The sequence below is a fragment of the Leucobacter komagatae genome (assembly GCF_006716085.1).
GTDB classification, from domain to species: Bacteria; Actinomycetota; Actinomycetes; order Actinomycetales; family Microbacteriaceae; genus Leucobacter; species Leucobacter komagatae.
Genome location: NZ_VFON01000001.1, coordinates 2,223,480 through 2,248,164 on the forward strand (window position 1 = coordinate 2,223,480; position 24,685 = coordinate 2,248,164).

The window sequence follows — 24,685 nt, forward strand, 5'->3', positions numbered from 1 at the left end:
GAAGTGCGTTTCGCGCCGCGCAGCCTACGTTGGCTATGAGCGCGGCACCGGCAGGTACCCGTCAGTGCAATGTTACTGATTCAGAAGGAGAGCGCAAACAAAACAGGTCACAATTCCGACACGGTCCTGCCTGGGCAGCACAACCGGGTGAGGCAACCAGTCGGGTTTCCCTCGTTATTCCGCCACCCGAAGAGCCGCCGGAAGCGTGCCGATCAGCAGCTCACCCGTGACCGGCGCGGGCTGGCCCGCGTGCAGCTCGACCTGCTCACCGGCCTCGTTCATCATGAACACACCGTTCGTCGAGTTGAGGTCCTCAATGGTCCACCCATCGCCCTCCCGCCGGAGCCGCGCGTGCGACTTCGACAGGGTGCGCGTCGGGTCTTGCACGACCAGCACCTCACTACCGTCAATCGCGACAGGCTTGCGCCCGAGCACGATGTCGTCGCCCTGCAGCTCGTGAAGCTGCCCACCGGGCAGCTCCAGCACCCACCGCGCCGCCCGAGTCACCACAACGGTGCTATCGAGGTCGTCGTCGGTGAGCCCCAGGAGCTCCGCAGCGCTCGGCGGCGCGACAGGCCTCGCGACCGGGGCCGGCGCGAAATCGGCGGGCGCGGGAGCAGCGGGAGCAGCGGGAGCAGCGGGAGCAGCGGGAGCAGCGGGAGCAGCGGGAGCAGCGGGAGCAGCGGGAGTAGCGGGAGTAGCGGGAGCAGGATCAGCCTCGACCACGACCGGGGCAGGGTCGACAGGCGCGGAATCGACGGCCACCGGAGCAGAATCGAGAGCTACCGGAGTGGGGTCCACAACCACCGGTTCAGGATCCGCGACCACCGGTGCAGAGACAACAGACTCAGGGGCAACAGGCTCAGAGACAACAGACTCAGGGGCAACAGGCTCAGAGGCCAGCGCCTCAGCAGGGGCAGCAGGGGCAGCAGGAGCAGCAGGAGCAGGAGCAGCAGGAGCGACTGGCTGTGCGGGAGCAAAGGGTAGCCCCGCCGGATCAAGATCGAGGCTCTCGTCCGTGAGCGTCGAAGGCGCGGCCTCGTCTGACGCCGCGTCAGGCGCGAGGTGTTCGTCCCAGAAATCTGGGAGCGGAACCGCGGGGGCCGCTACGGGCTCCTCCACCACGGCCACGGAAGCTGCGGCCTCAGCCTGCGAGGGCTCGGGCAACACAACCGGGGTCACGGGTTCACCGACGGTGGCGGGCTCCGCCGAAGCCTCGGGTGCGGTCGGGGCGGCAGCGGGCACGGCCGGCACAGCCGGCGCCGCGGGCACAGCCGGCACCGCGGGTACGGCAGGCGCAGCCGGAGCTGGCTCCGGCCACGAGAACGGCCTGAGATCCTGCCCCGCGCCGAAGCCGGGGTCGCGGGCTGGCAGCTCCTCGCCCGCGAGGCGGAGGAAGTTCCCCTCCGTCGTCTTCCCGAGCCCCCACGGGTTCGCCTCGTACACGGGCTCGCCCCCGACGGCGCTCTGGTCCCCGGCGCCCGGTGCGGCGGGCTGCGCGGGCGGGGCAACGGGAGGTACGACGGGTGCGTGCGTCGACCGCGACAGCCGCGGCGGGGCGGCGGGCAGCCCGCCGGGAGCCGTAACTGCGGGAGCCACGGGGGCAACCGGGACGGCGGAAGCAACCGGGGCAACGCCAGCGGACTGAGCGGCCGCCGCGGACGCCTCCGGGGCAGCGAACGTGCGAGGCACGGGCGGCATCGTGAACTGCCCCTGCGTCGGAGTCGGTGCGGGCGCGCCCTCCGGCCGCAGCAGCGGGTACACCTGGCCATCGGGCCCGTACTCGACGAGCCCTGCGCCGGCCGCGTAGCGGCCCGGGCGCTGCCCCGCGGCGTAGCCGCGATCCTGAATGCGCGTCCCGAGGAGCGTCGCCCAGAGCGGCGCGATAACCGCGCCGAGCACCGTCATCCCGGCGCCCTCACCCTGCTCGGTGTTGATCCGATGGATCGCGATGATCGATGCGACGTAGGCGATGAGACTCAGGCCGGGCACGAGCATGAACACGGCGAGCCAACCGGGCAGCCCCCCGCGCTCGATGAGGCGCCACTGGTTCCACACCGGGATCCAGCCGTGAGCCGCGGGCAGCCCGATCAGTGGGAAGAGGCGAGCGAGCGACCACAGGTACCAGACATAGACCCCGATACCGACAATCGACCAGACACCAATAATGGCGATGATCGCCCCGCCGAACCCTGGGATCCCCGCATCGTTGGCCATATGTTCCTCACCTTACGCAGCAGACGTTTGCTATATCTAAGGTACCGTGGCTTGGCGGGTGCTGTGTACAGGGAGCGCGCGATCCACACGCGTTCAGAGCAGCTGAGTCGCAACCCACCAGACGCCCGCAACCGCGAGGGCCGACACCGCGACCCCGCCCACGAAGGCCGCGATCGCGAAGCGCCGGTTCAGTGCGGCGAGCGAGGGGAGGTCGGCGCGGTCGGCGAGTGGGATCTCGTAGCCGGTCGGAGCGACCCCGATCGTGCCGGGCGTTGGGGCCAGATCGCCGCCAGCGTCCCGGAGTTTCTCGGAGCGGCGGCCGTACATGACGGGCAGCCCGGCCCGCACGCCGGCTCTCGGCCGCGCTCCCTCCTCGGCCGGAGAGGGGGCGGCTGGCGCGCGGTGCCGCGTATCGATCGCGGGCTTAAACATCTGCGCGCGCAGCTCGGGCGAGAGCTCTTCGACGGGCTCAGGCACCGCCGCCCCGGGCTGCGGGCCGGCCACGCGCGGTCGCGCGGAGGCGTGGGCCGCTGGCCCGCCCGAGGAGCTTCCCGTGTCTACCGAGTCGCTCATGCTGCTGCCCCGGTCGCCGGCCGCGGAACGGGCCGCGTCGCGGTGACAGTCTCGTCGCCAGCGGTGTCACCCGCGCCACCCGAGATCGTCGAGTTCACGTGCCACGTTCGATCGCAAGCGAGCGTGTCAAGCACAATTACGGAGATGTTGTCGCGGCCCCCAGCGTCGTTGGCGCGGTGCACGAGCTCGGCGGCGACGGCATCGGCACGGCCGCCCATCGTGAGCACGGCCCGAAGCTCCTCGTCTGGGAGCTCCGTGGTGAGCCCGTCTGAGCAGATCAGCATGCGCGTGCCCGTCTCGACCGGGATGAGCCAGGAGTCTGCCGTGGAGTCTGCCGAGCCGAGCGCCCGGGTAATGATGTTTCGTGGCGGGAGTTGGGCGCCGGCGTCCGTCCGCCTGACCTCTTCGACGAGCGAGTGGTCGACGGTCACCTGCCGCAGCTCGGAGCCGCGGTGCAGGTACACGCGCGAGTCGCCGATGTTGAGTACGAGCCAGTGCAGCTCATCTTCGTGCAGCACAAGGATGGCCCCCGTGAGGGTGCAGCCCGCGCCCCGCTCACGCCCGGCGGCAACCTCCGCGACCGCGACCCGGGCCGCGTTGAGAGTTTCGCCGGCGAGCGCCACGTTCGCCGGCGCGCCCTCGGGAATGCCCGCCGCGAACGCCGCGAGCGCGGCCTGGCTCGCGAGGTCGCCCGCCTCGTGCCCGCCCATGCCATCGGCAATAAGGAAGCAGGGGGTGCTCGCGAGCACCGAATCCTCGTTCACCTGCCGCTTCCGCCCCACGTCCGTGAGCGCCGCGAAGTCGAGCTCAAGGCTGTTCATTGGCGACTTCTTTCGGTAGGGGTGTGGGATGAGGTTCGTCGGGGTCTCGGGATCGCTGCCGCGAAGGAGCCGAGCCCGAAGCGCGAGCGCAGCCTCCCCCAGAACCCTATCCGGGCCCTGTCTGCTCGCACATGCTCGGTGACCGTTGCCCAGAGCTGGTCGGCAGTCTCTTCAGAGATCCCTTCGCGAGCGTACACGGCCCTGTCGACCGTCGCGGCGATCCACTCCCCGTCTGGCACCGAGATAGCTGCGGAGGCAAGCGCCTCGATCGTACCGTGTCGGCTCTCGCCCCGCACGGGTGCGGCCGCCCGGCCTCTCGAGTCGGTGTGGTGGTCGAGGAGTTCGTGCCAGGCCCCGAGGGCCCGCGCCTCAGGCCGACGCTGCGACCTGCGCGAGCGCCTGCGCACGGCCTTCAGCAGTGGAATGAACAGCACCGCGAGCGCAACGAGCGCGAGGGCGAGGGCAGCGAGACCTATGGCGCGTACGAGCGGCCAGAGCGACACGTCCTGGGTCTTCTCAGGCTCGTCGTCGGCGCTACCGTCGTCATTCGCCGACCCGACGGGCGGGTCGCTCTCGCTCGCGTCGCGCTCCTCGGGGGTCGTCGGGAACTCGGGGAGCTGCTCGCCCTTCTGCAGCAGCAGCGGCGGTACCGCGATCTGCGGTGACGCGTCAATCGGCGCCCACACGTCGTCGGCGCCCCTCACTTCGACCCACGCGGCAACGTGCTTGCCCTCGCAGACGTCGGCGCAGGTTGGGGTGCCCGGCACGGGGTTGCCCGCGAGCCGCACCCCGACGACGACCCGGGAGTCGAAACCGAGCGCCCGCGCGACGAGGGCGGCGGCCGTCGCAAACTGCTCGTCGTCGCCGATCGCGGCAACGAGGTCGGCATCGCCCGCGCGCTCACCGGCGCCCTCCTGCTGCTCGATCAGCTGGGTGAAGAGCTGCTCAATGCGCGCCGCCGAGTGCCCGCCCGGGCTCGAGACGAAACCGGCGGGCGCGTCTGGCCCGAGTTCGGTCAGCCAGGCGCCCTCGCCGGGACCGTCGGTCAGGGAGTGGCTGAGGTATCCGCGGGCGCGGAGCCTGTCGATGGCGTCGGTGAGCCCGGCCCCCGTCGGCGAAACCGACTGCAGCTCGAGCCAGCGGAAGAGCTGCGGCAGCGTCTCACGGTCGACGAGCGGTTGCGCGCTCGCGGGTTTCTCGCCGACGCGCGCGTCGGGGGCGGCCGAGACGAGCGCGGTCACCTCGTCGCCCTCGGCGAGGCCTGCCCCGTCTGGCACAGCGACGGCGCCTCCAGTGTCGCGGTTGACGTAGAAGCTATCGGCGAGCTGTGCCGCCCGGGCGCCCCCGAACGTTGGCGGCTCCGCAAGCGGGCTCGCAAGCGGCACCCAGACGCCCGAGTAGCCAGGCCCAACACTCACGTGCAGCTCCGTTGGCTTCGCGACGGTGACGCCGCTCGGGAACCGGGTGAAGCGCCCCGAATTCGCGGGGTCGCCGACGAAGAAGTCGACGCCGTCGTACCCGTCGAGCACCGCGAGGCGTAGCCGGCTTGGCGTCGGCCCGTCTGTGCTGACGCTGAACAGCTCCGCCGACAGCGTGTCGTCACGCTTGAGCACGCGAAACTCGGCGAGCGGGCTCACCTGGTCACGCACGACGACCTCGGGGTCGATGCTGTCGCGCGGCACGGCGCGCGTATCGCCGGCGAACGCGGGGGCGGCCAGCACCGCGGCGGTGGTCGCGACACCGACAACGAGGATCCCGGCTGCGCCGCGGGCGAGACTGTTCCTTCGCACGGCGCCCCGGCCGGGCGATCCCGCCGTGTCGTCTGGTCGCCTGCCGCGCTTCAGCGCCGCACGCCGCTCTCGGCCCGCGGCCCAGCTCAGCCAGACGGCGACGATGCCGAGGGCCGCGATCCAAATCCCGAGTTCGCGCGGCGCCGGCACCGTGAGCGGGCCGAGCGCGAGGGGGGCGCTCACGGCGGAAGAGCCAAAGGTCGTGCCAAACACCGCAGGGGCCATGAGCGGCAGCGCGGCGATGACGGGCAGCTTCCCGCGCGCCCCAGCGAGCGCCGTCGAGACGGCAACGGCCGCAAACACGAGCACGAAGAAGGGCACGAGCACCGTCTGATAGGTGCCGACGGGGAGCGTCAGTGTAAGGAGCTGCTTCCAGCCGAGCGCGATAGCCGCGAGGGCGTCGCCGAGGCCGCGCAGCAGCCCCCACCCGCCCGCAGCGGAGTCTGAGCTGAGCGCCTGCGGGGTTGCGACGGGCACAAGCAATATCACGAGCGCGGCGATCAGCGCGGCGACCGTGAGCGCGCCCCAGCGCCACCGGTTTCCCGCAACGACGATCGCGTAGGCGCTGGCTGCGGCGACACCCGCGACGGGCCAGAGGCGCGGGGTCTCGTAGATCGGCCAGGCCGCGGCGACCGAGATGAGCGCGATAGCGAGAGCGAGCACGCCCGCGCTCACCGCCCCCGCGGAGCGCGCCCGGCGCCTGCGGGCGGGAGCGCCGGCCTGCGCCGTCACAGCTTGCTCCCGCGCAGCTGCAACTGCGGCAGGTCGGTGAGCGCGCCCGCCGTGTAGAAGACCGCGCTGTCGGCAAGCCGCACGGTGGGCTCGGCGAGCTCTTCGCAGCGCACGATGGCGACCGCGACGCCGCTCGGCAGCGCGAGGGTCGCGCGCCGCAGTCTCGCGATGTCGGGGACAGAGCCCGTGACGATCGTGACGACCGACAGCGAGCGGCGCGATTCGGCGAGGCTGCGGGCGAGCCACTCTATGGGCGCGGGCTCCTCCGGCGAGAGCAGTTCAGCCCACGCGTCGAGCAGCTGCTCGGGGGTGTGCGAGGGGAGCTCGCGCAGCCCACGGGTACCGGCGCGGCCACGCGCGACCGCGAAGTCAGCGCCCGCGGCGATGAAGCGCTCGCGCCCCTCGCGAACCGCCTGCAGCGACACGGAGGCAGCGACGCTCACCCCGAGCTCAAACTCGTCCTCGCCCGCGTACGAATCGAGGTCTGAGTCGAACAGCACGGCGGCGCGCGCCGTCTGCGACTCCTCGTACTGGCGCACCATGAGCGTGCCGCTCTTCGCGGTCGACTTCCAGTGGACGTGGCGCAGCGGGTCGCCCGGCAGGTACTCGCGCACCGCGTGGAACGAGAGGTCGGCGTCGGTGAGGCGGGAGCTCGCCGCCCCCTCGAGGTCGCGCACCATGCCGGCCGACCCCGGCGGGAGCGGCACCGTGCGCGGGTGAACGCGCACAACGTGGCGGTCGCGCCAGGTCACTTCACGGCGTAGCAGCCCAAGCGGATCCTGCCGCGCGAGCGTCAGCGGGCCGACCTCAATCACGCCTCGGGCGGGCGCCGGGACCGCGAGCGGCACCTCGACGCTTCCGTTGCCTGCGACGAACGGGATGGGCACCTCGCGAAGCGCGTTCCCGACGGGAAGTTCGGCGGTCGAGGGCAGCGCGGGCCTGCGGCTCGCGTTCTCGATCTCGAGCCGCACCTCGAACGCCGAACCGGCGACGACGCGCATCCTGTCGAGCGCGATGCGCACGAGGTACGCGCGGTTGCCGAGCAGGAAGGGAAGCGCGACGAGCAGCAGCAGGCCGAACAGGATCGCGACAAACCAGGCCTCAACCCAGCCGAACAGCGCGCCGAGGGCGGCGCCGATGAGCGCGGCGCCGAGCGCGAGCCAGCCCACCGGGGTGACGGTGTTCGTCGCGCGCGCGAGAACGCGGCGGAGCCGCTGCCGGGTTCGACGCCATGAGCGCCGAAGCCGTGACCTGCGCGTCGCGCGCAGCTCGGCCCCGGGCCCCTGCGCCCGCGTGGCAGTCTCCCCGTATCGGGTCGTGCCGTGGGTCTGGGTTCGGCTCCACCCGCCCCTGTCAGGAGCGCGGGAGGTGTCCACGCTCACGCGCCGCCGTTCTCCTGCGGCACGGGGATGTCGAGCAGAATGCGCCCAACAACGTCCTCCGCCGAGACCCCGTCGAACTCGGCCTCGGGCTCGAGCACAAGGCGGTGGGCGAGTGCGACGAGCGCGAGGTCGCGCACGTCGTCGGGTGTCACGAAGTGCCTGCCGTGCGCGGCTGCCCACGCCGACGCGAGGCGCACGAGCGCGATCGTGCCGCGCACGCTCGCACCGAGGCGCACCTCGCTTGCCCGGCGCGTCGCTTCCACGATGCGCACTGCGTAGTCAGCGACGACGGGGCCGACGTGCACGCGACGAACGAACTGCTGCGCCTGCGTCACCATCGCCGTCGTCACGACGGGGCGGATCTCCTCGCGTTCAGCCCGCGACCCCTGAAGAATGCGCATCATCGCCGCGTCATCGGGGTAGCCGATCGACGTCTTGATCGCGAAGCGGTCGAGCTGCGCCTCGGGGAGGCGGTACGTGCCGGCCTGCTCGACCGGGTTCTGCGTGGCGATGACAATGAAGGGGGTGCCGACCTCGTGGGTGTGGCCGTCGACGGTCACCTGGCCCTCTTCCATCACCTCGAGGAGGGCCGACTGGGTCTTCGGGCTCGCCCGGTTGATCTCGTCGGCCAAGACGACGTTTGCGAAGATGGGGCCGGCGTGGAACTCAAACGTGCCGGCTCGCTGATCGAACACCGAGACGCCGGTGACGTCGCCGGGCAGCAGGTCTGGGGTGAACTGGATGCGGGCCGATGTCCCCTGAATCACCTGGCCGAGAGCGCGCGAGAGCGCGGTCTTGCCCGTGCCCGGCACGTCCTCGAGCAGCACGTGGCCGCCAGCGAGCACGCTTGCGAGCACGAGCTCGACGACGCGGCGCTTGCCGTGGATCGCCTGCTCGATCGAGTCGGCGCACGCTTCGAATACCTGGGCGACCCACTGCGCCTGCTCTGGCGTGAGGGTCTCTGAGGCGCTGGGGCGCTGGGGTGAGGTCTCGCTGCTCATGGGTTCCTTCGAATCGGTGTGCTGGCCAGGGGCCGCCTCGCAGCCCGCGAGGTGCTGCTACGGCGTGCCACAGACCACTCCAGTGAACGTTACCGGGTTCCACTGCGCATTCGGCCACGCAACCTCGATGTCGCTGCCGACGGCGGTGTAGGTCGGAGCACCCGGCCCCGTTCCCTCGAGCTGGAAGCTGTCGGCGGGGTCGCCGGTGGCCGGCACACACTGAGCGACGAGCGATATCCTCACGCCCGTCGGCCCGCCGTCTCGCGGCGCGACCGGCACCTCGGGCGAGCACCTCGGTGCGGCTGGGTCACCGACGCACTGCTTCACGGTGAGGGTGCCCCCGACGGGGGCGGTGAGCAGCGTGTCGGTGTTGCCGTTGCTGAAGACGAGTCGGGCCGAGGGCACCTTGCCGCCGAACACCGGCTGCGCGGCGATGCCCGTGTACTCCCGCACCCTGTCGGCGCCCGACGCATCGGGGGCCACGACGTAACCCTGCTGCACCGTGGGGGCCTCGGGCACGCCTCCCACCCAGACGGGCGCGAGCTGCACGGTTGTCGTGCCGGAGTCGCTCGTCGCACACATGACCCCCGTGTACGTCGCGAAGCGTGTGAGCCCACCGAACTGGGGCGAGCTCTGCGAGCACCGCGCTTTGCCTGCGCCCTCGCGCGCGAGGCCGAACGTGTACTCCACGTTCGATGCGTAGTTCGCGCCCCACTCGTCATACACGATCGTTGCGGAGCCATCGCCCGCCGCGTCGGGCACGATGCGGCTCGCGGCCGCGATGGGCGCGGCCCCCACGGTGACAGTGGCCGTGCCTGCGCCGCCCTGCGCGGAGCCGGAGTAGCCGGGCGGAATGTCTGCGTCTTCGGGGATGACAGTGACGGTGTGTGAGCCCGGGCTCACCTGGTGCACGCTTCGCCTGCCGACCTCGACGGCGGAGTGCTCACCGACGGTGAGCAGGAACCGCCTTGCCGAATCGGCCCCGGAAACGCGCACCTCGACGCGCCCCTGCGTTGTAGAGGTGTTCGTGCTGTCTTTCACTGCCGTCGCCTCGACCTTCGGGGCCGAGGGTGGCGTGTACGCCCACGTGGCCGCGCCATTCGCAGTGCGATCTGAGGCGCCGACGCCGTTCACCGCACGAGCGTAGTAGGTCTGCTGGTTCGCCTTACCCGGGGTGAGCCCCGAGACCGTGCAGCTGGCAGTGCCGCCAGCGACCGAGCAGGTGCCAACCGCCGCGCCGCCGCTGGTGACGAGCTCGACGCCCGTGACGGCGGGGTGCGCCGCCTGCGGGTTGAGGGCGACCGCGAGACTCACGCTGTCGCCCGTCGCGCCCGTCGGGGTCACGCTCACCGGGGCACGCGGCACGCCCTGGGCGTCGAGCTCAACGCTGCCCTCGCCGACCCTGCCCTGCGCATCGCGCACGGTGAAGCCGACGGTGCAGCGCCCGCCCGGCCCGCGGGAGTCAGCCCACGACACCGAGATGCCGCGGTCGCCCGCGCGCCGCACGGTGCCGACGGAGCAGCCCGCGGAGTTCACGGTGTCGAGCTTCAGGCCGCCGCCCTGCTTCCCAGCGAAGGGGTCGTACTCGCCCGGCTGGCCAATGACGTCTGTCGCGCAGTTCCCGCCGACCGTGCAGCGCAGGTCGACGGTCGCGCCCCGCGGGGTGTCGCGGGGCACCTGGCCGACGCGCAGCACGAGCGGCGCGCGCGATTCACCCGCGCCGCTCACCGTCACCGTGAGGTTCTCCTGGCTGCCCGGCGCGGCGTCAGCCCAGGCCTCGACCGAGACGGCCGCGCCCGAGGCGCTGACCGTGAACTTTGAGCCGCCGCCCGAGACCGAGAACTTCAGCTTCGAAACGTCGCCCGCGCGGTTACCCTCCCACCGCACCATGTCGGCAAGGTTGATCCGCTCGGCGTCACCCGGCGCGATCGTGCGGGTCAACGATTCGAGCTTCACGACGGGGTCGCGAGGCACAATCGTGACGGGGATCGGAAGCGCCGTCCAGGTCGTCTGGCCCGCCAAACGCACGTCAATCACGCAGACGTCAGACCAGGGGGCCTCGGCGCCCGCGGAGTAACGCAGCGCCCCTGGGGAGATCGCCTGGCAGCTCGCCCCAGAGCGCCCAACCGAGAAGGAGCCCTGACGAAGCTCGACGGTATCGTTCGCCCCCACGTCGACGAGTGACGCGACGGTCGCGTCGGCCGTCTTGTTCTCGTCGACGGTGATGGGCTGCACGCCCGGCCGAAGCGTCAGCCTGAGTTCGTCGAGTGGCGGCACGATCAAGAACCCGTAGCTCGCTACCTGCTTTCCAGCCGCATCGGCGCCGCTGAGCTTAAAGGCCACGAGGTCGCCCTCGGGTTTGTAGGCGCCGACGATCCGGTTGCCCTTCACGGTGTAGCCGGGCTGGCCGCCCTCCCAGAGCGTGAGCTTCAGCGCAGACACGTCGCCGGCGGCCCAGCGCACCCTGTCGGTCACGACGTCGACGCCACCCCGCGCGAGGTTGTGGCGGTCGCGCACGCTGAGAATCGTGTCGGTCACGGTGGGCGCTTGCGAGCCAACCCTGTCAGACGTCTGCACCAGGATGAGCCCATCAGCGGTGCTCGACGAGGCACCCGACTTCACCGTGTAGCGGTACGACACGGTGCCCGGCTCAGCGCCGGCGGTCACAGAGACCCGCCCCTGGGCGAGGTCTGACAGGTCAATCCTTGCGGCCGCGCGAGCATACTCGGGGTGCTTTGCCCCTCCGGGCAGGTTGGGCTCGACGGAGAGAATCTCGAGCTTGCCGCCTGCCGGGTCGACGTCGTTGTCGAGCGGCGAGACGACCACAGGCGTCTGCGACCCGAGAACGACGCGCACATAGTCGCTCGAGACGACGGGGGCGCCAGTCTCCTGCTGCTCCGCGACGATGACGCGCAGCTTCGCCTCCCCCGTGCCCCCGCGCCCGTCGTGGACGGAGTAGGTGACGGTGTGCAGGCCTGGCTCAGCGTCACCGCTCACCGTCACGGCGATGCCGTTACCCGTCGGGGTGATGGCCGCCGCGACGTGCGAATCATCGCCCTGAGTGACGCCTGACAGGCGCACTCGGTCGCCGTCGGGGTCGACACCCGAGAGCGGAACCCGCACCTCGGCGACGGCGCCCGGCGCGACCCGCGTGGTGAGCTCGCGCGGCTGCGGGTCGGAGTTCGCGCCCTGCGGAATCACCCGCACCGTCACCGAGCCGGTGTCGCTCGCCTCGGGGGAGGAGGCACCGTAGGTCGTGTAGCGAAGCTCGTACGTGCCTGCCTTCTGCGGCGCGAGGTAGCGCAGCACGCTCCCCGAGGCGAAGGCGAGCTCGCCCTTCGCGCCCGACCCGGTGATCTCGGGGTGCAGCACGAGCCGCTCCCCCGGGGCCGAGATGTCATTGTCGAGCACGCGGATGTCGACGACGTCGCCCGCGCGCACGGTCGCGGTGTCGGCGACGGCGACGGCGCCCGCGAGGCCCGACTCGGGCACCTGGAACACGGTGAGGCGCCCCGTCGCGCGCGCGGTGCCCTCCGTGACGACGACGTCAGCCGCGCCGATGCGGCCCGCAGCGCCGTCTTCAGTGCTGCCCGCGACGCGCACCTTGGAGTGGTCAATGACCTCCGCGCGCAGCTGCCCGTCGGTGACCGTGGCGCTTGCGACTGCGAGTGAGCGCGACTGAGCGCCCGCGATCGCGTCGAGCACCTCGACGGTGGAGTCGGCGAAGGGCCGCACAAACGCGCGCAGCGGGGGCAGCGCGAGGGGGGCGCTCCCCTCGGTTGCTGTGACGCGCACGATACCGGTGAGCTCAGCGCCCGTTCCAGTGTCGGTGATCCCGACCGAGAGGAGCGCTTGCCCGGGGCTCGTCGCGGTGACCTCGACGGTCCCGTCGGCCGGCTTCGCGGTGGCGCGCACGCGGTCGCTGCCGCTCAACACATTGACATCGCGCAGCACGAACGAGCCTGAGCCGCCCGACACGCGATCGAGCACGTCCACGGCCGCCGTCGGGCCGACCTGCACCGTCACAGCCGTGCCGAGGAACTGGGCGAGGGCGCCGGGCTGGATCGCGACCTGCAGGTCGCGGTGCGCCTCCGCACCCCGCGCATCCCGCACCGTGATGCGCAGCATGAGCTCGGACGCCCCGGCGTTCGGGTCGAGGTGCTTCACCGCGAGGCGGCCGTCGGCGGTGATCATCGCCCGCGCGGGGTCTTCGGGCCGCAGCAGCTCAACGCCCGCGAGCAGCATCGGGTCACCCTCGGGGTCAACCCACCCCTCAAGCACCGGGTGCACGAGCGTGCCGCCGGGCGCGAGATCTGGCACGCCCCACTCGCGCTGGCAGCCCGCGACCGGGCACCACTCCGGCGCCGTGTTCACGTCGCCGCTCACGGCCGTGAGGGTGACTGTCGCGGGCTCGGACTCGAGCGCGCCGTCGGTGATGCGGTAGCTGAATGTTGCCGACCCAGTCGCGCCCCTCGCCGGCCGCACCGAGAGCGACTGCGCGTCGGGCAGTAGCTCGATCGTGCCGAACTCCGCCGGGATGGGCGACTCGCCGAGCGACTCAGGCACGATGGTGAGCACGTCGCGCTTGTTCGCGTCGTAGTCGTTCAGCAGCACCTGCAGCTGTGTCGGCTCGCCCGCGCGCACGCCGAACGCGTCGTCCTGTGCGACGGGCGGCACCTGTTCGGTCACCTCGTCGACGACGACGGTGCCCCTGTCTTCCTTCGGCGGGTCCGAGATTGTCCACTGGGCGAGCGGAATCAGCCGCCCGTCAGGCAGCGTCCAGAGCATGCCGCTGCGGGTCTCGCCGAGCACGGTGCGCTCGCCGTTCGTGAAAAACGTGGGTTCGGGATCACCAACGGTGCCGGCCGCCTCGTCGTACTGCAGGTCGGAGAGCGCGCTTCCCGCCCCGGCGTCGCTTCGCCAGAGCTGGCCCCGCGTCTGGTCGACCCAGGCCGCGACGCGCACACCGTCGGCCACGCTCGGCCGGGCGGGTGCGCCCGAGCTCTCCGCGATCCGCTTCGGCTCACCCGACGCTGGGACACGCCAGAGGCCCGCCGTGTCGGCGATGAGCGCCGCGGTGCCGCCGCCGGCCCCCGGCCCGTCGCCCTCGCCACTCCACTGCAGGCGGGCTGCGCCGACCGCATCGATGCGCTGGGGCTTCTCACCCGCGCGGAAGACGCGGCCCGTCGAGGGGTCGAGCAGCACCCAGTCGCCCGATACGAGGGCTAGCTCGGGCTGCTCGATCCCGGTTGCGGCGCGTGGCAGCGGGTCTCCGACGCCGAGGAAGCGCTCTGCGCGGATGTCGTACTGCCAGAGCGTGTCGCTGCTCGCGGAGTACAGCGCGACCCTGCCCTTCGCGTCGAGCGCGACGGCGTCGGTCAAGAATTCGAGCGCGGAGCCGTCTTGGCCGGCCTTCGCGCGGTCGCCCGCGTTGGGGGCGGCGTTGCTGCTGTCGCCGGCGCCGCTCTCGCCGCTGCCAGCCCCGTCGGGCGCACGGGGGTCGAGCTGTTTCAGCGCCTCGACGCTCGTCCCGACGTACACGCGGCCGGACTCGGTGCGCACCAGCAAGTACTCCCCCGCTCCGAGCACATCGCGCGCGCCGTCCGGGAGAACACTCGCCGCTGCGTCTGCGAGCGCGGCGTTCGTCGCGGCGGTGCCGTCGGCCGCCCCTGCTTCAGCGGAGGCGGTGCCGCCGTCTTCCTGCGCGATGTCATCACCGGCACCCTTCGCTGCTGCGTCGTCAGACAGGTCTTGCGGGCTCGCGGCGTCCACCCGCCAGGCCTGCCCATTGCCGTGGCTCAGCACGAGGCTGTCTGCGCCACGCTGCACGACGCCGCTCGGCTCGGCGACCTTCCGAACCGTGTCGATCTCGCCGGTCTCGGTATTCACGCGCGCGTACTGGCCCGCGTCGCGGGTGACCCAGACGCTCGGCTCGGCCCGCGGCGTCTCACGCGAGTCGAACCCGCTCGACACGACAGCCACCGTCGCGATGACCGCGACGGCTGCGGCGCCCGCGATCCACCCGCGCACGCGCTGTGAGCCCGCCGCCCGTTTGGGCGCGGACCGCCGGCTCATAGCCCGCCGCCGAGCGCGGCCCACAGCACGGCACCGGCGACCGCGATTACAGCGACGCCGATGCCTGCGCCAATCAGGCCCGCCTTCAGCGGCGACAGCGGCGCGCGGTCGTGCACGACGCCGTCACGGTCGGTGCCGCGACCCGCTTCCAACTGCTGGGCGCGCTTTGCCGCCCGCTGCTCCGCGCGCGACGCGTGGCCGACGGTACTCACGACGGGGCCGCGCGTGCCGACCGGGATCGTTTCAACGCGCGGCAGCCAGGCCTCTGCCACGACCTCGAGCGGTGTGACCTCGTAGCCGTAGTGCCGCTGGAGCTCTTGGAGCGCCTCACCGAGCTCTCGCATCGAGGTGAACCGCGCAGCCGGGTCACGCTTCAGCGCCCGAGACATCACGCCGTCGAACGGCGCGTAGCCCTGCGCCCCCGGCACCGGCTGGTACACGGCCTTCGAGATTCGGTCAGCAAGCTTCGACCGGGTGTTCAGCCCGCGATCGGGGAGCTCGAACGGTGACCGACCCGCCGCGAATGTGTACAGGGTTGCGCCGAGCGACCAAATCTCGGTGGCGACCGAGCCGCTCACCTTGAGGCTCAGCACCTCGGGCGCCGACCACGGAATCGACATCGCGACCTCGGCCTCTTCGGGCTGGCCGCGCTTAGTGACGTAGGCGATACCGAAGTCGGCGAGCACGGGCTTGCCGAGCGTCGTGAGCAGCACGTTCGACGGCTTGATATCGCGGTGCAGCACGCCGGCCCGGTGCGCGGTCTCGAGCGCGCCCGCGATCCTGACGCCCGCGTCGAGCACTTCCGCGAGCTGCGCGGGCTTACCCTTCGTCAGCGCGCCCATCGATGCAGGGCAGTACTCCATCGCGATGTAGGGCGACCCGTCGAGCGAAATGCTCGCCTGGTAAATCGTCACGACCGACGGGTGGCTTGAGAGCCTGGCCATCACGTCGGCCTCGCTCTCGAACACCTCTCGCAGCCGTTGCGCGTTCGGAGCGCCCTCACCGGCGTCGAGTACCTTCACCGCAACGACGCGACGCGGCATGTCTTGTTCGTAGAGATGCACCTGCGCGAATCCACCGGAACCGAGTGGGCGCACGTACGAGAACCCCGGGATGCCGGGCGGTCTCAGCTGGGGCTCAGCCATCTCGCTACTCCACCGAGCGTGCCTGCGCACGGACGGGGAATTCGGCTACAAACATACAGCTATCTTACGCAGTGGAAGATGGAGACGCGCCCGGAGCGCACCGGTTGTGAATAAGTTAAGCCGGCCTCACGCGGCCCCGCTCGGCGCAGCGCCGACGTGCCACCTCCCACGTAACGGAAACGGCCCCTCCACCGAAGTGGAGGGGCCGTCTCGCTGAAGCGTTACGCCTCGTTTCGAACCTTAGAGGCCCGAAACGTCGAGCGGAATGCCAGGACCGAAGGTGGTCGAGACAGCGCCCTTGATGACGTACTTGCCCTTTGCCGAAGCCGGCTTGAGACGAACGATCTCGTCGAGAACCGACGAAATGTTGTCGTTGAGCTGCTCCTGCGAGAACGACGCCTTGCCGACGATGAAGTGCACGTTAGCGTGCTTGTCGACGCGGAACTCGATCTTGCCGCCCTTGATGTCGGTGACAGCCTTAGCGGTGTCCATCGTGACGGTGCCGGTCTTGGGGTTCGGCATCAGACCGCGCGGGCCGAGAACCTTACCGAGACGACCGACCTTGCCCATGAGCTCGGGGGTCGCGACAGCCGAATCGAAGTCGGTGTAGCCAGCGGCCACCTTCTCGATGAGCTCGTCGCCGCCGACCTCGTCTGCGCCAGCGGCGAGAGCAGCCTCAGCTGCCGGGCCGTTTGCGAACACGATGACGCGTGCGGTCTTGCCGGTGCCGTGGGGAAGGTTCACGGTACCGCGAACCATCTGATCGGCCTTACGGGGGTCGACGCCGAGACGAACAGCAACCTCAACGGTCGCGTCGGTCTTTGCCGAACCGGTCTCCTTCGCGAGGGCAACTGCCTCAGCGGGAGTGTAGAACTTGTCTGCCTGAATCTTTGCGGCAGCGGCGCGGTACGCCTTCGACTTCTGTGCCATGTTCGTACCCTTACTCGACCGTGATGCCCATGGAGCGAGCGGTGCCCGCGATGATCTTCGCTGCTGCGTCGATGTCGTTCGCGTTCAGGTCGGCGCGCTTCTGCTCGGCGATCTGGCGAACCTGCTCAGCAGTAACCTTCGCAACCTTGACGGTGTGCGGGGTGCCCGAGCCCTTCTGTACGCCAGCAGCCTTCTTGAGGAGCTCCGCCGCCGGCGGGGTCTTCAGGATGAAGGTGAACGAGCGATCCTCGTAGACAGTGATCTCAACGGGGACCACGTTGCCGCGCTGGGATTCCGTCGCAGCGTTGTACGCCTTGCAGAACTCCATGATGTTGACGCCGTGCTGACCCAGGGCGGGGCCCACGGGGGGTGCCGGGTTGGCGGCGCCGGCTGCGATCTGAAGCTTAATCAGACCGGTAACCTTCTTGGCTTTTGCCATGATTGTTTCCTTTCGCCGAACGAGCGCGGTCGCGCCCGTTCTCCCGCCTCGCCGGCCGTTCCGGCGCGCGGTGTTGTTGCAGCCGCGACAATTCGCGGACACAAACCTCAATAGTTTAGCGGATTGGGCGCGATCCCGCACCTCGGGCTCGAGGCGGCGTGGAGAGGATCGAAAACGCGCTGCGTTTTCATCGTGGAGCCGCCTATCGGATTTGAACCGATGACCTGTTCTTTACAAGGACGCAACTTGCCCCGATACCGCCGCCGAGCTGCTTGAGCTTTGGGCGGTGACCGCATCATGAGCACACGCAAGGTTCACTTCGGGTGGATGTTCAACGCTGAGGAAGATCAGTACAACAAAGGCGGGCAGGAGCCCATCGAACTTCCCGGGTCGCGGGCCGGGTGCGGAGCTGGGCGAGGTGGCACGGTCATGCTGTCCTTCGACCATGACGCGATCACTTGCGCGCGGTGCCGTTCGCAGCTCGAAGCCGTGCGGCGGGAACGCGACGCACGACGCCGCGCAGTGTGGCCGAAGCGTCAACCCAACATTGACGCCGATTCGCCACACGCGACGGGCGCGCTATGAGCGTTGAGACGGGCGAGTTTCTGGCGATGGTGCGGCGGATGCTGCGCGCCGCCGGGCGTCGCGTCGCTGAGGCTGACGAGGTGGAACTATCCGACCTCGCGGCCCTCCGTAATGACGTGGATGAAGTGATCGCTACCGCCGTCACGTCGTGGCGATCACAGGGCCGAAGCTGGGCCACGATTGGCGAAGCGCTGGGCATATCGAAGCAAGGCGCGCAACAGAGATACGGGCGGACGCCCGAGAACGAGGGAACAAATTGACCGAACAGCCGACGCTCTGGGATGACACCGAGGCACTGCTGCAAACATGGCGACACTGGCAGGTAGCGCAAGGGCTTTCCGATCGCACCTACACCGAGCGTGACGCAGTGATGCGCCACCTGTTCGAGTTCACGAAGGCGACACCGCGCACGCTCGCGCCATTCCACATCATCATGTACTGCGGTCGGCCCGATCTGTCCGACGCGAGCCGGGCGAGCTACCACGCGACGATCCGGGCGTTCTGCGCGTGGATGATCCGTGCCCGCGTGCGTGAGGATGATCCGACCTCGGAGACGCCGCGACCGAAGCGGCCACGCACGAAGCCGCGCCCGCTCAGCTTCGAGGCCGTGCGCGCCGTTTACGCTGCGGCCAACCGTGAGCGCACACGGGCCTACATTCTCCTCGCGGTGCTCTCGGGGATGCGCATTCACGAGGTCGCGAAGATTCGCGGTGAAGATATTGACCTTGACCGGGGAACGCTCGTGATCGAAGGCAAGGGCGGCGTTATCGAGATAGTGCCGCTGCACGACGACCTGCGCGCCCTCGCGCTACGGATGCCTCGGGCCGGGTACTGGTTCCCGGCGTATACCGTCGAGGGGTGTGTCGGGCGCAAGGCGATCTACACGGCGATCAAAGGCGCGATGCGGCGAGCCGGATACGGGCACGCAAAACCGCACATGCTGCGCCACTCCTACGGCACCGAACTACTCGGGGCAGGGGCAGACCTGCGCGTCGTTCAGGAGTTGATGCGTCACGCTGACGTGAGCACAACCCAGCTCTACACCGATATTCACTGGTCGGCCAAGGTAGCGGCGGTTAGCGCTCTATCGCTCGGCCTCGCAGCATAGTTAGGATCAAGCCATGACACAGCAAACCCAAACCCCCGCTACGCGGCTCGTGCCCGCTGCGCAGTCCGCGTTTAACTGGCTGCTCTGGGGTGGCCTCGCCCTTCTCGGCGTCTCCCTACTCGTCGTCGTGCTCTGCTTCGGTACAGGTGACCCGGGCGGGCTGGTCTTTGCAGCCGTGCTGCTGCTCACTTGCACGCCATTGCTCGCAGCGGCGGGCATCGTCGCGGGGCTCGGTAAGCGAACCGAGTAGCGCCCTCATTGTAGAAACCCCTGTAGCCGGCACCGCGCCGGCTACAGGGGTTTCTACAATCTAGTCCGCCGTCGGGTTCGCGAGCGCGAGCCCGGTCACGCCGAGGAGCGCGCCCGCAAGCGCGAGGAGCGCCGCGGCCTGCGCGTCGGTGGTGAGTCCGTACACGGTAGCGACGGGCACGAGCGCCGCCGCGACGCCGTACAGCCACCTACGGAGCTTGAGCGTAAAGACACTCCCGCGACGGCTGCGGTCGCGTCTGAGGGGCTTGGGGGTCGTCATGACGGATCTCCTGATTCGTAGATGTGTCGGATGGACTCGGGCGGTTCGGGCGGGGGCGAGCCGAGGCCGCGATAGATGTGGTCGATCAGTGTGCGGGTGTAGCGCCACAACTGCACGTTGTGGGCCTCAGCACGGAGCATCCGCCGCATCGTCCACACCCACGCCGTCACGACCGCGGCAATGAGCGCAGCGCCGAGCGCGGCGGCGGCGGCGACCGCCGCCACGATCAGCGGGGTGAGGTCGGTCATGCCTGAGGAATCTTCGCGAGTTCAGCGTCGGGCACGAGGCCCACGGGAATCTTGTTGCCGCTCGCGGCCTCGACAGCGCGGCGGGCCGTCCACTCAGGCGACGGCACAAGGCGGCGCTTGCCCGCTGCGGTGAGCTGGTACACCTTGCCGTTGGTGCCGTCCTTCTTGCCTGCGATGAACTGTGGTTCCATTTCTTCATCCTCCTGGGGGATCGGTTTGGGTTTCGGTTTGGGCTTGGGTGCTGGGGCTGGTGTGGCCGTGATGTACGGGAGCGGGTCTACCCACTGCCCGCCGATCTGGAGCATCGCGTGAAGGTGCGCGCCGGTACTCATTCCGGTTGAGCCGACATACCCGACGATCTGGCCTGCGCTCACGTGGTCGCCGGGGCGGAGCTTCGTGGGGCTCTGCATGTGGAGGAACATCGTTGAGTACTGGGCAGATCCGATCTTGATCGCGTTGCCGCCGCCTGCGTAGTCCCATCCGGCGAACGTGACTCGGCCCGAGTGCATCGCCCGGATCGGGGTTCCTGCCTTCGCGGCGTAGTCGGTGCCGTTGTGGAGCATCGCGGGCACCCATACGCCGTTCTCGGTGAACGCCGGACGCCAGCCGAACCGTGCCGTGACAGGCGCGCCGGGTACGGGGTGGAGGAGCTTGATTGCCATTAGACGGCCCGCTTCACAATGCGCCAAGTGATGCTAAGGGGCTGCGTCACGTTCGATGCAAACGCCAGGTGGCGCACGGTGATCTGGGTCTTGTCGGTGTAGCGAGTGATGCTCGCGAGCGAGGCCGCTGAGAACCCGGTGCCGGATCCCTCGTCTTGCGTGACCATGAGCGTTTCGGTTGGGGCCAGAACGGTCGGCAAGTCCCAAGTGATTGTGCGGCCAAAGAACGGCGTTTGCGAGGTCGCCCATGCGCCCGCGATAACGGATACTCGGCCTTCGTGGAGTCGCCACGCGCCGTCTGGGCCGACAGACCACAGGCGTTCGCCGTTGTCGGTGTCTTGCCACATTGCGCCGGGCGGGGGCGGCACGAGGGCCATGCGCTTTGCTGAGGTGTCGGCGAAGTACTTGAGCGTGTTCGATACGGAGTCTTGGCCGAGGTTCAAAAGCGCGGACATCGTGACCGCATCGTCTGCCTCGGTGTACTTGTATATGCCCTTGTTGTCGTATGCCATGTCGGGAGCCTTTCTAGGTGGTGATGTCGCGGAGGCTGATCGTCATTTCGCCAGCTGGGAACTTGTGGGTGAGCGCGCGAACGGTGCCGTAGTGGAAGTACGGGAACGTTTCGCCGTGTGCTTCGCGCTCGCCCATGTACGTTGCGAGTCGGTGCCCGGGGCGCACCGGGAGGAGTGTGAGTGCTTCGGCGGTGCCGGACTTGCCCCGGGTCTGCGCGCGCTCGACGAAGGCGCGGGCGGCGCCGGGCATCGTCTTAATCCCGGGCCGGGTTTCGTGGGCGATGCGGGTTGCCCAAGGCGCATACGAGTCGTAGCGCTGCGCCGTGTTCAGCGGGTCGGCGTCGGTGTACTCGATTACTGCGCCGTCGTAGAAGTCCCCGGCGCGGTCGTCGTCGTATTCGTGCTTAATGAGATTGAGCTCAGGGTCAAGCTGCACGGGTGCAGGTGACGGGGTGCGCGGCTCAAGCCGGTAGCGGCCTGCCTCGTCGGCGTACAACGCCCAGTCCACAACCTCAAGAATCGGGTGTAGGAACTCCCACGCGGTCATGCCGGGCTCCCACTCTTGCCCGCTCGCGATGCGCACGTCTTGGCCGGGCGCGAGTTCGATCACCTGCGCGAACGCTGCGACGACCGCTAGCTCGTTGAGCATCCACGCCACGAGGTCACGCATGTACACGAACGGGTTGACCCACACCGCCGGGTACGTGCGCCGGAAGTCGTGCAGCCGTACCTCTTCGGAGGCGAGCGTGAGCGTCGTGGTGCCCGTCTCAGGGTTCGGGTGGTACTTACGGATGCGAAGCTGCACGAACATCGTGTCAGTCGGCGGGATCAGGTAGGAGCCGCCCGGCACGCGCAGCGCTCGAGTAATCTCGTGGACTCCCACGCGCGGCGCGAATGCCTGCGTGACGCGCTTCGTTTTGCCGCCCCACTTGGCCGTAGCGCTCGATAGTGGTTCGATCCGTTCGCCCGGGTTCCACGGCCTCCCAAACTCGTCAGTGACCGCGCCGGGCCTGCCCTTCCAACGGGTCGTTGCGCGCTTCACGCTGCCGCCCACTTTCGCGGTGAGCGCTGCTAGCGCGAAGCTCTCGCGGTACTGTGTCGAGAGTTCGAGGGCGAGCACGTCGGCCTGTAGCTGTCCGAGCTTGAGGTCGCCGCCAGGGCGTGCGAGCGCGGCGAGCACGTCGTCACCGACCACGATGTCGCCCTGGATGCGCGGTGACCATTCTTCATCCATCGCGAGGGTGAGCGTCACCGGCTCGCCGAGTGGGATACGGCGGATGCGATCGACCACGCGCACGCGGTTCTCTCGAATCGGGATCATGCGGTGACCTCAAGTACTTCGACGGTGACGAACCACACGCTCGCCGTTTCCGGGTCGAGGGCGCGCTCGATGTTCCCGATCACGGCGTACTGCATCGACGCTGTGTCGCGCCCGTCCTCGGTGATCGTGATGATGCCCGGGCGGGCGTGCATGTCCTCGCACCGCTTCGATTCGTGCTCGTCCTCGAACAGGAGCGCGACCGTGACGCGGCGTGAGCCCGCTGGGCGGAGCGTGAGGGCGTTCTTCCCGGACTGCAGCGTGTGGACTTGCGTGTTCGATTCCCGGGTGCTGCGGTAGTTCATCCACAGGGTCGGGTGGAGCGTCGTGGTGCCGTCGGTAATGGTGGTCACGGTACGGGCTTCCCTTCGGGTGTCCGAGCGACGACGGTAACGGTCGCGGTTCGGGGCTGGCTAACGAACGCGTTGAGCGCGGCGCGGGCGGCGTACAGATCGACGTATGCGCCGATGCGTGCGGTTCGGGAGCGGCTTGCGAGGGCGTTGAGTGATTGAGACGCGGCGGAGGTGTCAGCCTTTGCTTTGATCGTCGTGGTGCGATCCTTCGCGGCGGTGTCGAGCGCTTTGCCGGTCGCGGCCGCGTTCGTATCGGCCTCGATGGTCGTCTCACGGTCTTGCGCAGCTTCGCCGAGTGCGGCGCTCGCGGCGTCGGTGTCGGGTACGGCGGTGACGGTCGCGCCGAGCTCGGTGCCGTTGAGGATTTCTTGCCCGCCACCGACTGCGGCTTGGATTTGCTCCACGAACTGCGCGCTCATGCCGCTGTCAAGGATCGCCTGGAGCATTGGCGCGAAGTCGAGCCCTTGGTCAAGGATTGCTTGGGTCTCGTCGGCGGAGAGCTTGAACTCTTGTGCGAGGAGCTGCACGTTTCCGTTGAAGTTTGAGGTGGCGGCGGCGCGCTCGGCCATACCGGCGATGTACGCGCTCGGGTCTGCCGCTTCGGTTTCCTTGTCGATGTACTGCTGCCAGGAGGCTACGCCCGCGTCCAGCTCAGACTGGAGGGAGCTGGACGCGGCACTGCGGGCTTGCGCGGCGTCGGCGGCGGCTTTGTCTGCGGCGGCGAGCTCGGCGGTGACTTCTGCCGAGAGTTTCGTCAGCTCGATAGCTTCCTCGGTGACGTTGCCCTGCGCTTTGAGCTTCTCGATAAGTGTCTCGCGCTGGCGAATCTCGGACTTGATGTCCTCCCGCTCGGTTGACTTCTGGGCGCTGCGGCGCTTGCTTTCCAACGCTTCGATCTGGTCGCCGAGTCGTTCGATAGATCGGGTTGCGGCGTCGGCGTCCATCCCGGACAGTCCGAGCGCAAGGTCTTTTACGGAGAGCCCGAACTTGTCGGCCTGCTCGGCTGCGACCTCGAACGCGGTTTTGGCGTCGTCCTGCCAGACCTCAAACCATTCCTTCGAGTCCTCGACTGCGAGGCCCCACTCTTTGACCTTGTCGGCCCAGCTAATTTTCGACAGGTCGCCGTCTACAGCGTCAATCTCGGCGGCGAGCTCGGCGGCGCGCTCTTTGGCCTGGTTGACGGCCTCGGCGAGCTCGGTGCCCTTTGCAACGGCGACGCCGATACCGATAGCGAGCGCTGAGCCGAGCACCGCACCCATTGGCCCCATGTTCGAGACGATGCCACCGAATGTTCCTTGGATACCGTCCACGAAACTATCTATCGAGCCGTCGAAGCTTGAGAACGTTTCGGATGCGTTTTGCATCGCTTCGTCTTTGAGCTCGTCAAGGTCGCGGGCGGCTTGTGAGGTCGCCTCTTTGGTGTTCTTTTTCATCGCGTCGCCACCGCGCGCGGTCTCGCGTTTGGCTGCGTCGGCAACCTCTTTGTAGCTGTGTTCCAGCTTGTCGAGTGCCTTCGTGGACTCCCGCGCGGAGTCCTTATTGGCGTCACCCAAGTCCTTCGCGCTGCGTTCGAGCTTGTCGAGCGCCTTGGCCGAGTCTTGGGCGGCGTCGGTCATCTTGTCGCCGGACTTGTCGGCATCGCGTGACACGTCGTCTAGCGCGTCGGCTACGTCTTCGAGGGCCTTCTCAACGTCTTTGGTGCCGCGCTGAAAGTCTCGCGTGTTCGAGGCAATGTCAATCTCGATGCCTTTACCGGCCACTAGCTTTTCCTTTCGAATGCTTCGTGCATGGTGCGCACGACGGTTTGAGTCCACAGCGCCGCAAGGCGGGGGATGATGGACGCGGCGGCGGGGTAGACCACCCATCCCTTGCGGTTCTCGTGCTTGAACTGTGCGCCGCTCGTGCGGCTCACTGGGTAGCTCTTGCCCCGCTTTGTCGCGGTGTATTTGATGGTTCGAAGCGGCGCGCCGAACTCCGCTTGTCGGGAGATTTCGTGGATGCGTGCGCCGCCTCGGAGCTTCCGGGCGAGCCCGCCTGACTTGAGCCGAACGTTCTGGTTGCTCACCGAGACGCGGGCCGAGTCAACGAGCACGCGGTGAGCAAGTAGTGTGTCGGCGTGCTCGGCTAGGGCTTTCTCCCATGCGTTTTGCACGAGCGGCTTGGTCTGCTGTCTGATTTGCGCTTGGTAGGTCTTCTCGGCCCGCCGGATGCTCAGGAGCACCGCTTGGAGCTCGCGGGAGCTATGGGTGTCGATCCTGAGCATCC

At 69.1% G+C, this 24,685-nt stretch carries 22 protein-coding genes; 4 read left to right on the forward strand and 18 right to left on the reverse strand.

All coding sequences use genetic code 11. The annotated features are described in order from the left end of the window. Window positions 1-174 precede the first annotated feature (174 nt). From FB468_RS10135 to rplK, 10 genes are all read right to left on the reverse strand, one after another. Window positions 175-2,217 (reverse strand): FHA domain-containing protein, encoded by a 2,043-nt coding sequence (locus FB468_RS10135; RefSeq protein WP_141887234.1) that lies wholly within the window; start codon window positions 2,215-2,217, stop codon window positions 175-177. A gap of 93 nt (window positions 2,218-2,310) precedes the next feature. After that, window positions 2,311-2,790: a hypothetical protein gene (locus FB468_RS10140; protein ID WP_141887235.1), complete on the reverse strand. Its 480-nt coding sequence runs from the start codon at window positions 2,788-2,790 to the stop codon at window positions 2,311-2,313. Continuing rightward, window positions 2,787-3,611, reverse strand: a complete 825-nt coding sequence (locus FB468_RS10145; protein WP_141887236.1) for a PP2C family protein-serine/threonine phosphatase — start codon at window positions 3,609-3,611, stop codon at window positions 2,787-2,789. The genes FB468_RS10140 and FB468_RS10145 overlap by 4 nt, the downstream gene beginning before the upstream one ends. After that, entirely contained in the window at window positions 3,608-6,133 is a 2,526-nt protein-coding gene (locus tag FB468_RS10150; protein ID WP_141887237.1) for a transglutaminase domain-containing protein, read from the reverse strand. The genes FB468_RS10145 and FB468_RS10150 overlap by 4 nt, the downstream gene beginning before the upstream one ends. Then, complete coding sequence (locus FB468_RS10155) at window positions 6,130-7,515, reverse strand: DUF58 domain-containing protein (RefSeq protein ID WP_246055843.1); 1,386 nt, start codon at window positions 7,513-7,515, stop codon at window positions 6,130-6,132. Before FB468_RS10155 ends, FB468_RS10150 begins: the two co-directional genes overlap by 4 nt. Beyond that, window positions 7,512-8,516 (reverse strand): AAA family ATPase, encoded by a 1,005-nt coding sequence (locus FB468_RS10160; RefSeq protein WP_141887238.1) that lies wholly within the window; start codon window positions 8,514-8,516, stop codon window positions 7,512-7,514. The genes FB468_RS10155 and FB468_RS10160 overlap by 4 nt, the downstream gene beginning before the upstream one ends. A 57-nt stretch (window positions 8,517-8,573) precedes the next feature. Then, the gene (locus FB468_RS10165; RefSeq protein WP_170219701.1) at window positions 8,574-14,591 is read right to left on the reverse strand and encodes an Ig-like domain-containing protein; all 6,018 of its coding nucleotides are present in this window, start codon (window positions 14,589-14,591) and stop codon (window positions 8,574-8,576) included. Further along, window positions 14,588-15,736 (reverse strand): serine/threonine-protein kinase, encoded by a 1,149-nt coding sequence (locus FB468_RS10170; RefSeq protein WP_170219702.1) that lies wholly within the window; start codon window positions 15,734-15,736, stop codon window positions 14,588-14,590. The genes FB468_RS10165 and FB468_RS10170 overlap by 4 nt, the downstream gene beginning before the upstream one ends. 240 nt (window positions 15,737-15,976) lie before the next feature. Next, window positions 15,977-16,666 (reverse strand): 50S ribosomal protein L1, encoded by a 690-nt coding sequence (gene rplA / locus FB468_RS10175; protein WP_141887239.1) that lies wholly within the window; start codon window positions 16,664-16,666, stop codon window positions 15,977-15,979. Window positions 16,667-16,676: 10 nt separating this feature from the next. Next, entirely contained in the window at window positions 16,677-17,105 is a 429-nt protein-coding gene (gene rplK, locus FB468_RS10180; protein WP_141887240.1) for a 50S ribosomal protein L11, read from the reverse strand. A 297-nt stretch (window positions 17,106-17,402) separates the two neighbouring features. Between rplK and FB468_RS10185 the strand changes: the two genes are divergently transcribed. Genes FB468_RS10185 through FB468_RS10200 form a run of 4 tightly spaced genes read left to right on the forward strand, consistent with a single transcriptional unit; the run spans window position 17,403 to window position 19,048 of the window. Continuing rightward, a complete protein-coding gene (locus tag FB468_RS10185) occupies window positions 17,403-17,690 on the forward strand; it encodes a hypothetical protein (RefSeq protein WP_141887241.1) in 288 nt (95 codons plus the stop codon). After that, window positions 17,687-17,950 carry a hypothetical protein gene (locus FB468_RS10190; RefSeq protein WP_141887242.1) on the forward strand — a complete coding sequence of 88 codons (264 nt, stop codon included), beginning with the start codon at window positions 17,687-17,689 and terminating at the stop codon, window positions 17,948-17,950. The genes FB468_RS10185 and FB468_RS10190 overlap by 4 nt, the downstream gene beginning before the upstream one ends. Then, a complete protein-coding gene (locus FB468_RS10195; protein WP_141887243.1) occupies window positions 17,947-18,798 on the forward strand; it encodes a tyrosine-type recombinase/integrase in 852 nt (283 codons plus the stop codon). The genes FB468_RS10190 and FB468_RS10195 overlap by 4 nt, the downstream gene beginning before the upstream one ends. A gap of 13 nt (window positions 18,799-18,811) precedes the next feature. Beyond that, window positions 18,812-19,048, forward strand: coding sequence for a hypothetical protein (locus FB468_RS10200; protein ID WP_141887244.1), 237 nt, complete (start codon window positions 18,812-18,814; stop codon window positions 19,046-19,048). A 60-nt stretch (window positions 19,049-19,108) separates the two neighbouring features. Here the strand turns inward: FB468_RS10200 and FB468_RS10205 are convergent, their stop codons facing one another. The 8 genes from FB468_RS10205 to FB468_RS10240 are packed head-to-tail and all read right to left on the reverse strand — an operon-like array spanning window position 19,109 to window position 24,683. Beyond that, window positions 19,109-19,327, reverse strand: coding sequence for a phage holin (locus tag FB468_RS10205; protein WP_141887245.1), 219 nt, complete (start codon window positions 19,325-19,327; stop codon window positions 19,109-19,111). Continuing rightward, window positions 19,324-19,575 (reverse strand): hypothetical protein, encoded by a 252-nt coding sequence (locus FB468_RS10210; protein WP_141886018.1) that lies wholly within the window; start codon window positions 19,573-19,575, stop codon window positions 19,324-19,326. Before FB468_RS10210 ends, FB468_RS10205 begins: the two co-directional genes overlap by 4 nt. Further along, entirely contained in the window at window positions 19,572-20,237 is a 666-nt protein-coding gene (locus tag FB468_RS10215; RefSeq protein WP_141887246.1) for a M23 family metallopeptidase, read from the reverse strand. The genes FB468_RS10210 and FB468_RS10215 overlap by 4 nt, the downstream gene beginning before the upstream one ends. After that, a complete protein-coding gene (locus FB468_RS10220) occupies window positions 20,237-20,749 on the reverse strand; it encodes a hypothetical protein (RefSeq protein WP_141887247.1) in 513 nt (170 codons plus the stop codon). Before FB468_RS10220 ends, FB468_RS10215 begins: the two co-directional genes overlap by 1 nt. Before the next feature lie 13 nt (window positions 20,750-20,762). Continuing rightward, the gene (locus FB468_RS10225) at window positions 20,763-22,070 is read right to left on the reverse strand and encodes a hypothetical protein (RefSeq protein ID WP_141887248.1); all 1,308 of its coding nucleotides are present in this window, start codon (window positions 22,068-22,070) and stop codon (window positions 20,763-20,765) included. Then, entirely contained in the window at window positions 22,067-22,420 is a 354-nt protein-coding gene (locus FB468_RS10230; protein ID WP_141887249.1) for a hypothetical protein, read from the reverse strand. The genes FB468_RS10225 and FB468_RS10230 overlap by 4 nt, the downstream gene beginning before the upstream one ends. After that, window positions 22,417-24,180, reverse strand: coding sequence for a hypothetical protein (locus FB468_RS10235; RefSeq protein ID WP_141887250.1), 1,764 nt, complete (start codon window positions 24,178-24,180; stop codon window positions 22,417-22,419). The genes FB468_RS10230 and FB468_RS10235 overlap by 4 nt, the downstream gene beginning before the upstream one ends. Beyond that, window positions 24,180-24,683, reverse strand: coding sequence for a hypothetical protein (locus FB468_RS10240; protein ID WP_141887251.1), 504 nt, complete (start codon window positions 24,681-24,683; stop codon window positions 24,180-24,182). The genes FB468_RS10235 and FB468_RS10240 overlap by 1 nt, the downstream gene beginning before the upstream one ends. Window positions 24,684-24,685 lie beyond the last annotated feature (2 nt).

Excerpts from the sequence above, each read along its gene's own strand:
- FB468_RS10200 (WP_141887244.1), top strand. The coding sequence starts at position 18,812 with ATGACACAGCAAACCCAAACCCCCGCTACGCGGCTCGTGCCCGCTGCG.
- FB468_RS10240 (WP_141887251.1), bottom strand. The coding sequence starts at position 24,683 with ATGCTCAGGATCGACACCCATAGCTCCCGCGAGCTCCAAGCGGTGCTC.
- rplK (WP_141887240.1), bottom strand. The coding sequence starts at position 17,105 with ATGGCAAAAGCCAAGAAGGTTACCGGTCTGATTAAGCTTCAGATCGCA.
- FB468_RS10190 (WP_141887242.1), top strand. The coding sequence starts at position 17,687 with ATGAGCGTTGAGACGGGCGAGTTTCTGGCGATGGTGCGGCGGATGCTG.
- FB468_RS10135 (WP_141887234.1), bottom strand. The coding sequence starts at position 2,217 with ATGGCCAACGATGCGGGGATCCCAGGGTTCGGCGGGGCGATCATCGCC.
- FB468_RS10220 (WP_141887247.1), bottom strand. The coding sequence starts at position 20,749 with ATGGCATACGACAACAAGGGCATATACAAGTACACCGAGGCAGACGAT.
- FB468_RS10210 (WP_141886018.1), bottom strand. The coding sequence starts at position 19,575 with ATGACCGACCTCACCCCGCTGATCGTGGCGGCGGTCGCCGCCGCCGCC.
- FB468_RS10205 (WP_141887245.1), bottom strand. The coding sequence starts at position 19,327 with ATGACGACCCCCAAGCCCCTCAGACGCGACCGCAGCCGTCGCGGGAGT.
- FB468_RS10140 (WP_141887235.1), bottom strand. The coding sequence starts at position 2,790 with ATGAGCGACTCGGTAGACACGGGAAGCTCCTCGGGCGGGCCAGCGGCC.
- FB468_RS10225 (WP_141887248.1), bottom strand. The coding sequence starts at position 22,070 with ATGATCCCGATTCGAGAGAACCGCGTGCGCGTGGTCGATCGCATCCGC.
- FB468_RS10215 (WP_141887246.1), bottom strand. The coding sequence starts at position 20,237 with ATGGCAATCAAGCTCCTCCACCCCGTACCCGGCGCGCCTGTCACGGCA.
- FB468_RS10160 (WP_141887238.1), bottom strand. The coding sequence starts at position 8,516 with ATGAGCAGCGAGACCTCACCCCAGCGCCCCAGCGCCTCAGAGACCCTC.
- FB468_RS10170 (WP_170219702.1), bottom strand. The coding sequence starts at position 15,736 with ATGGCTGAGCCCCAGCTGAGACCGCCCGGCATCCCGGGGTTCTCGTAC.
- FB468_RS10185 (WP_141887241.1), top strand. The coding sequence starts at position 17,403 with ATGAGCACACGCAAGGTTCACTTCGGGTGGATGTTCAACGCTGAGGAA.
- FB468_RS10145 (WP_141887236.1), bottom strand. The coding sequence starts at position 3,611 with ATGAACAGCCTTGAGCTCGACTTCGCGGCGCTCACGGACGTGGGGCGG.
- rplA (WP_141887239.1), bottom strand. The coding sequence starts at position 16,666 with ATGGCACAGAAGTCGAAGGCGTACCGCGCCGCTGCCGCAAAGATTCAG.
- FB468_RS10165 (WP_170219701.1), bottom strand. The coding sequence starts at position 14,591 with ATGAGCCGGCGGTCCGCGCCCAAACGGGCGGCGGGCTCACAGCGCGTG.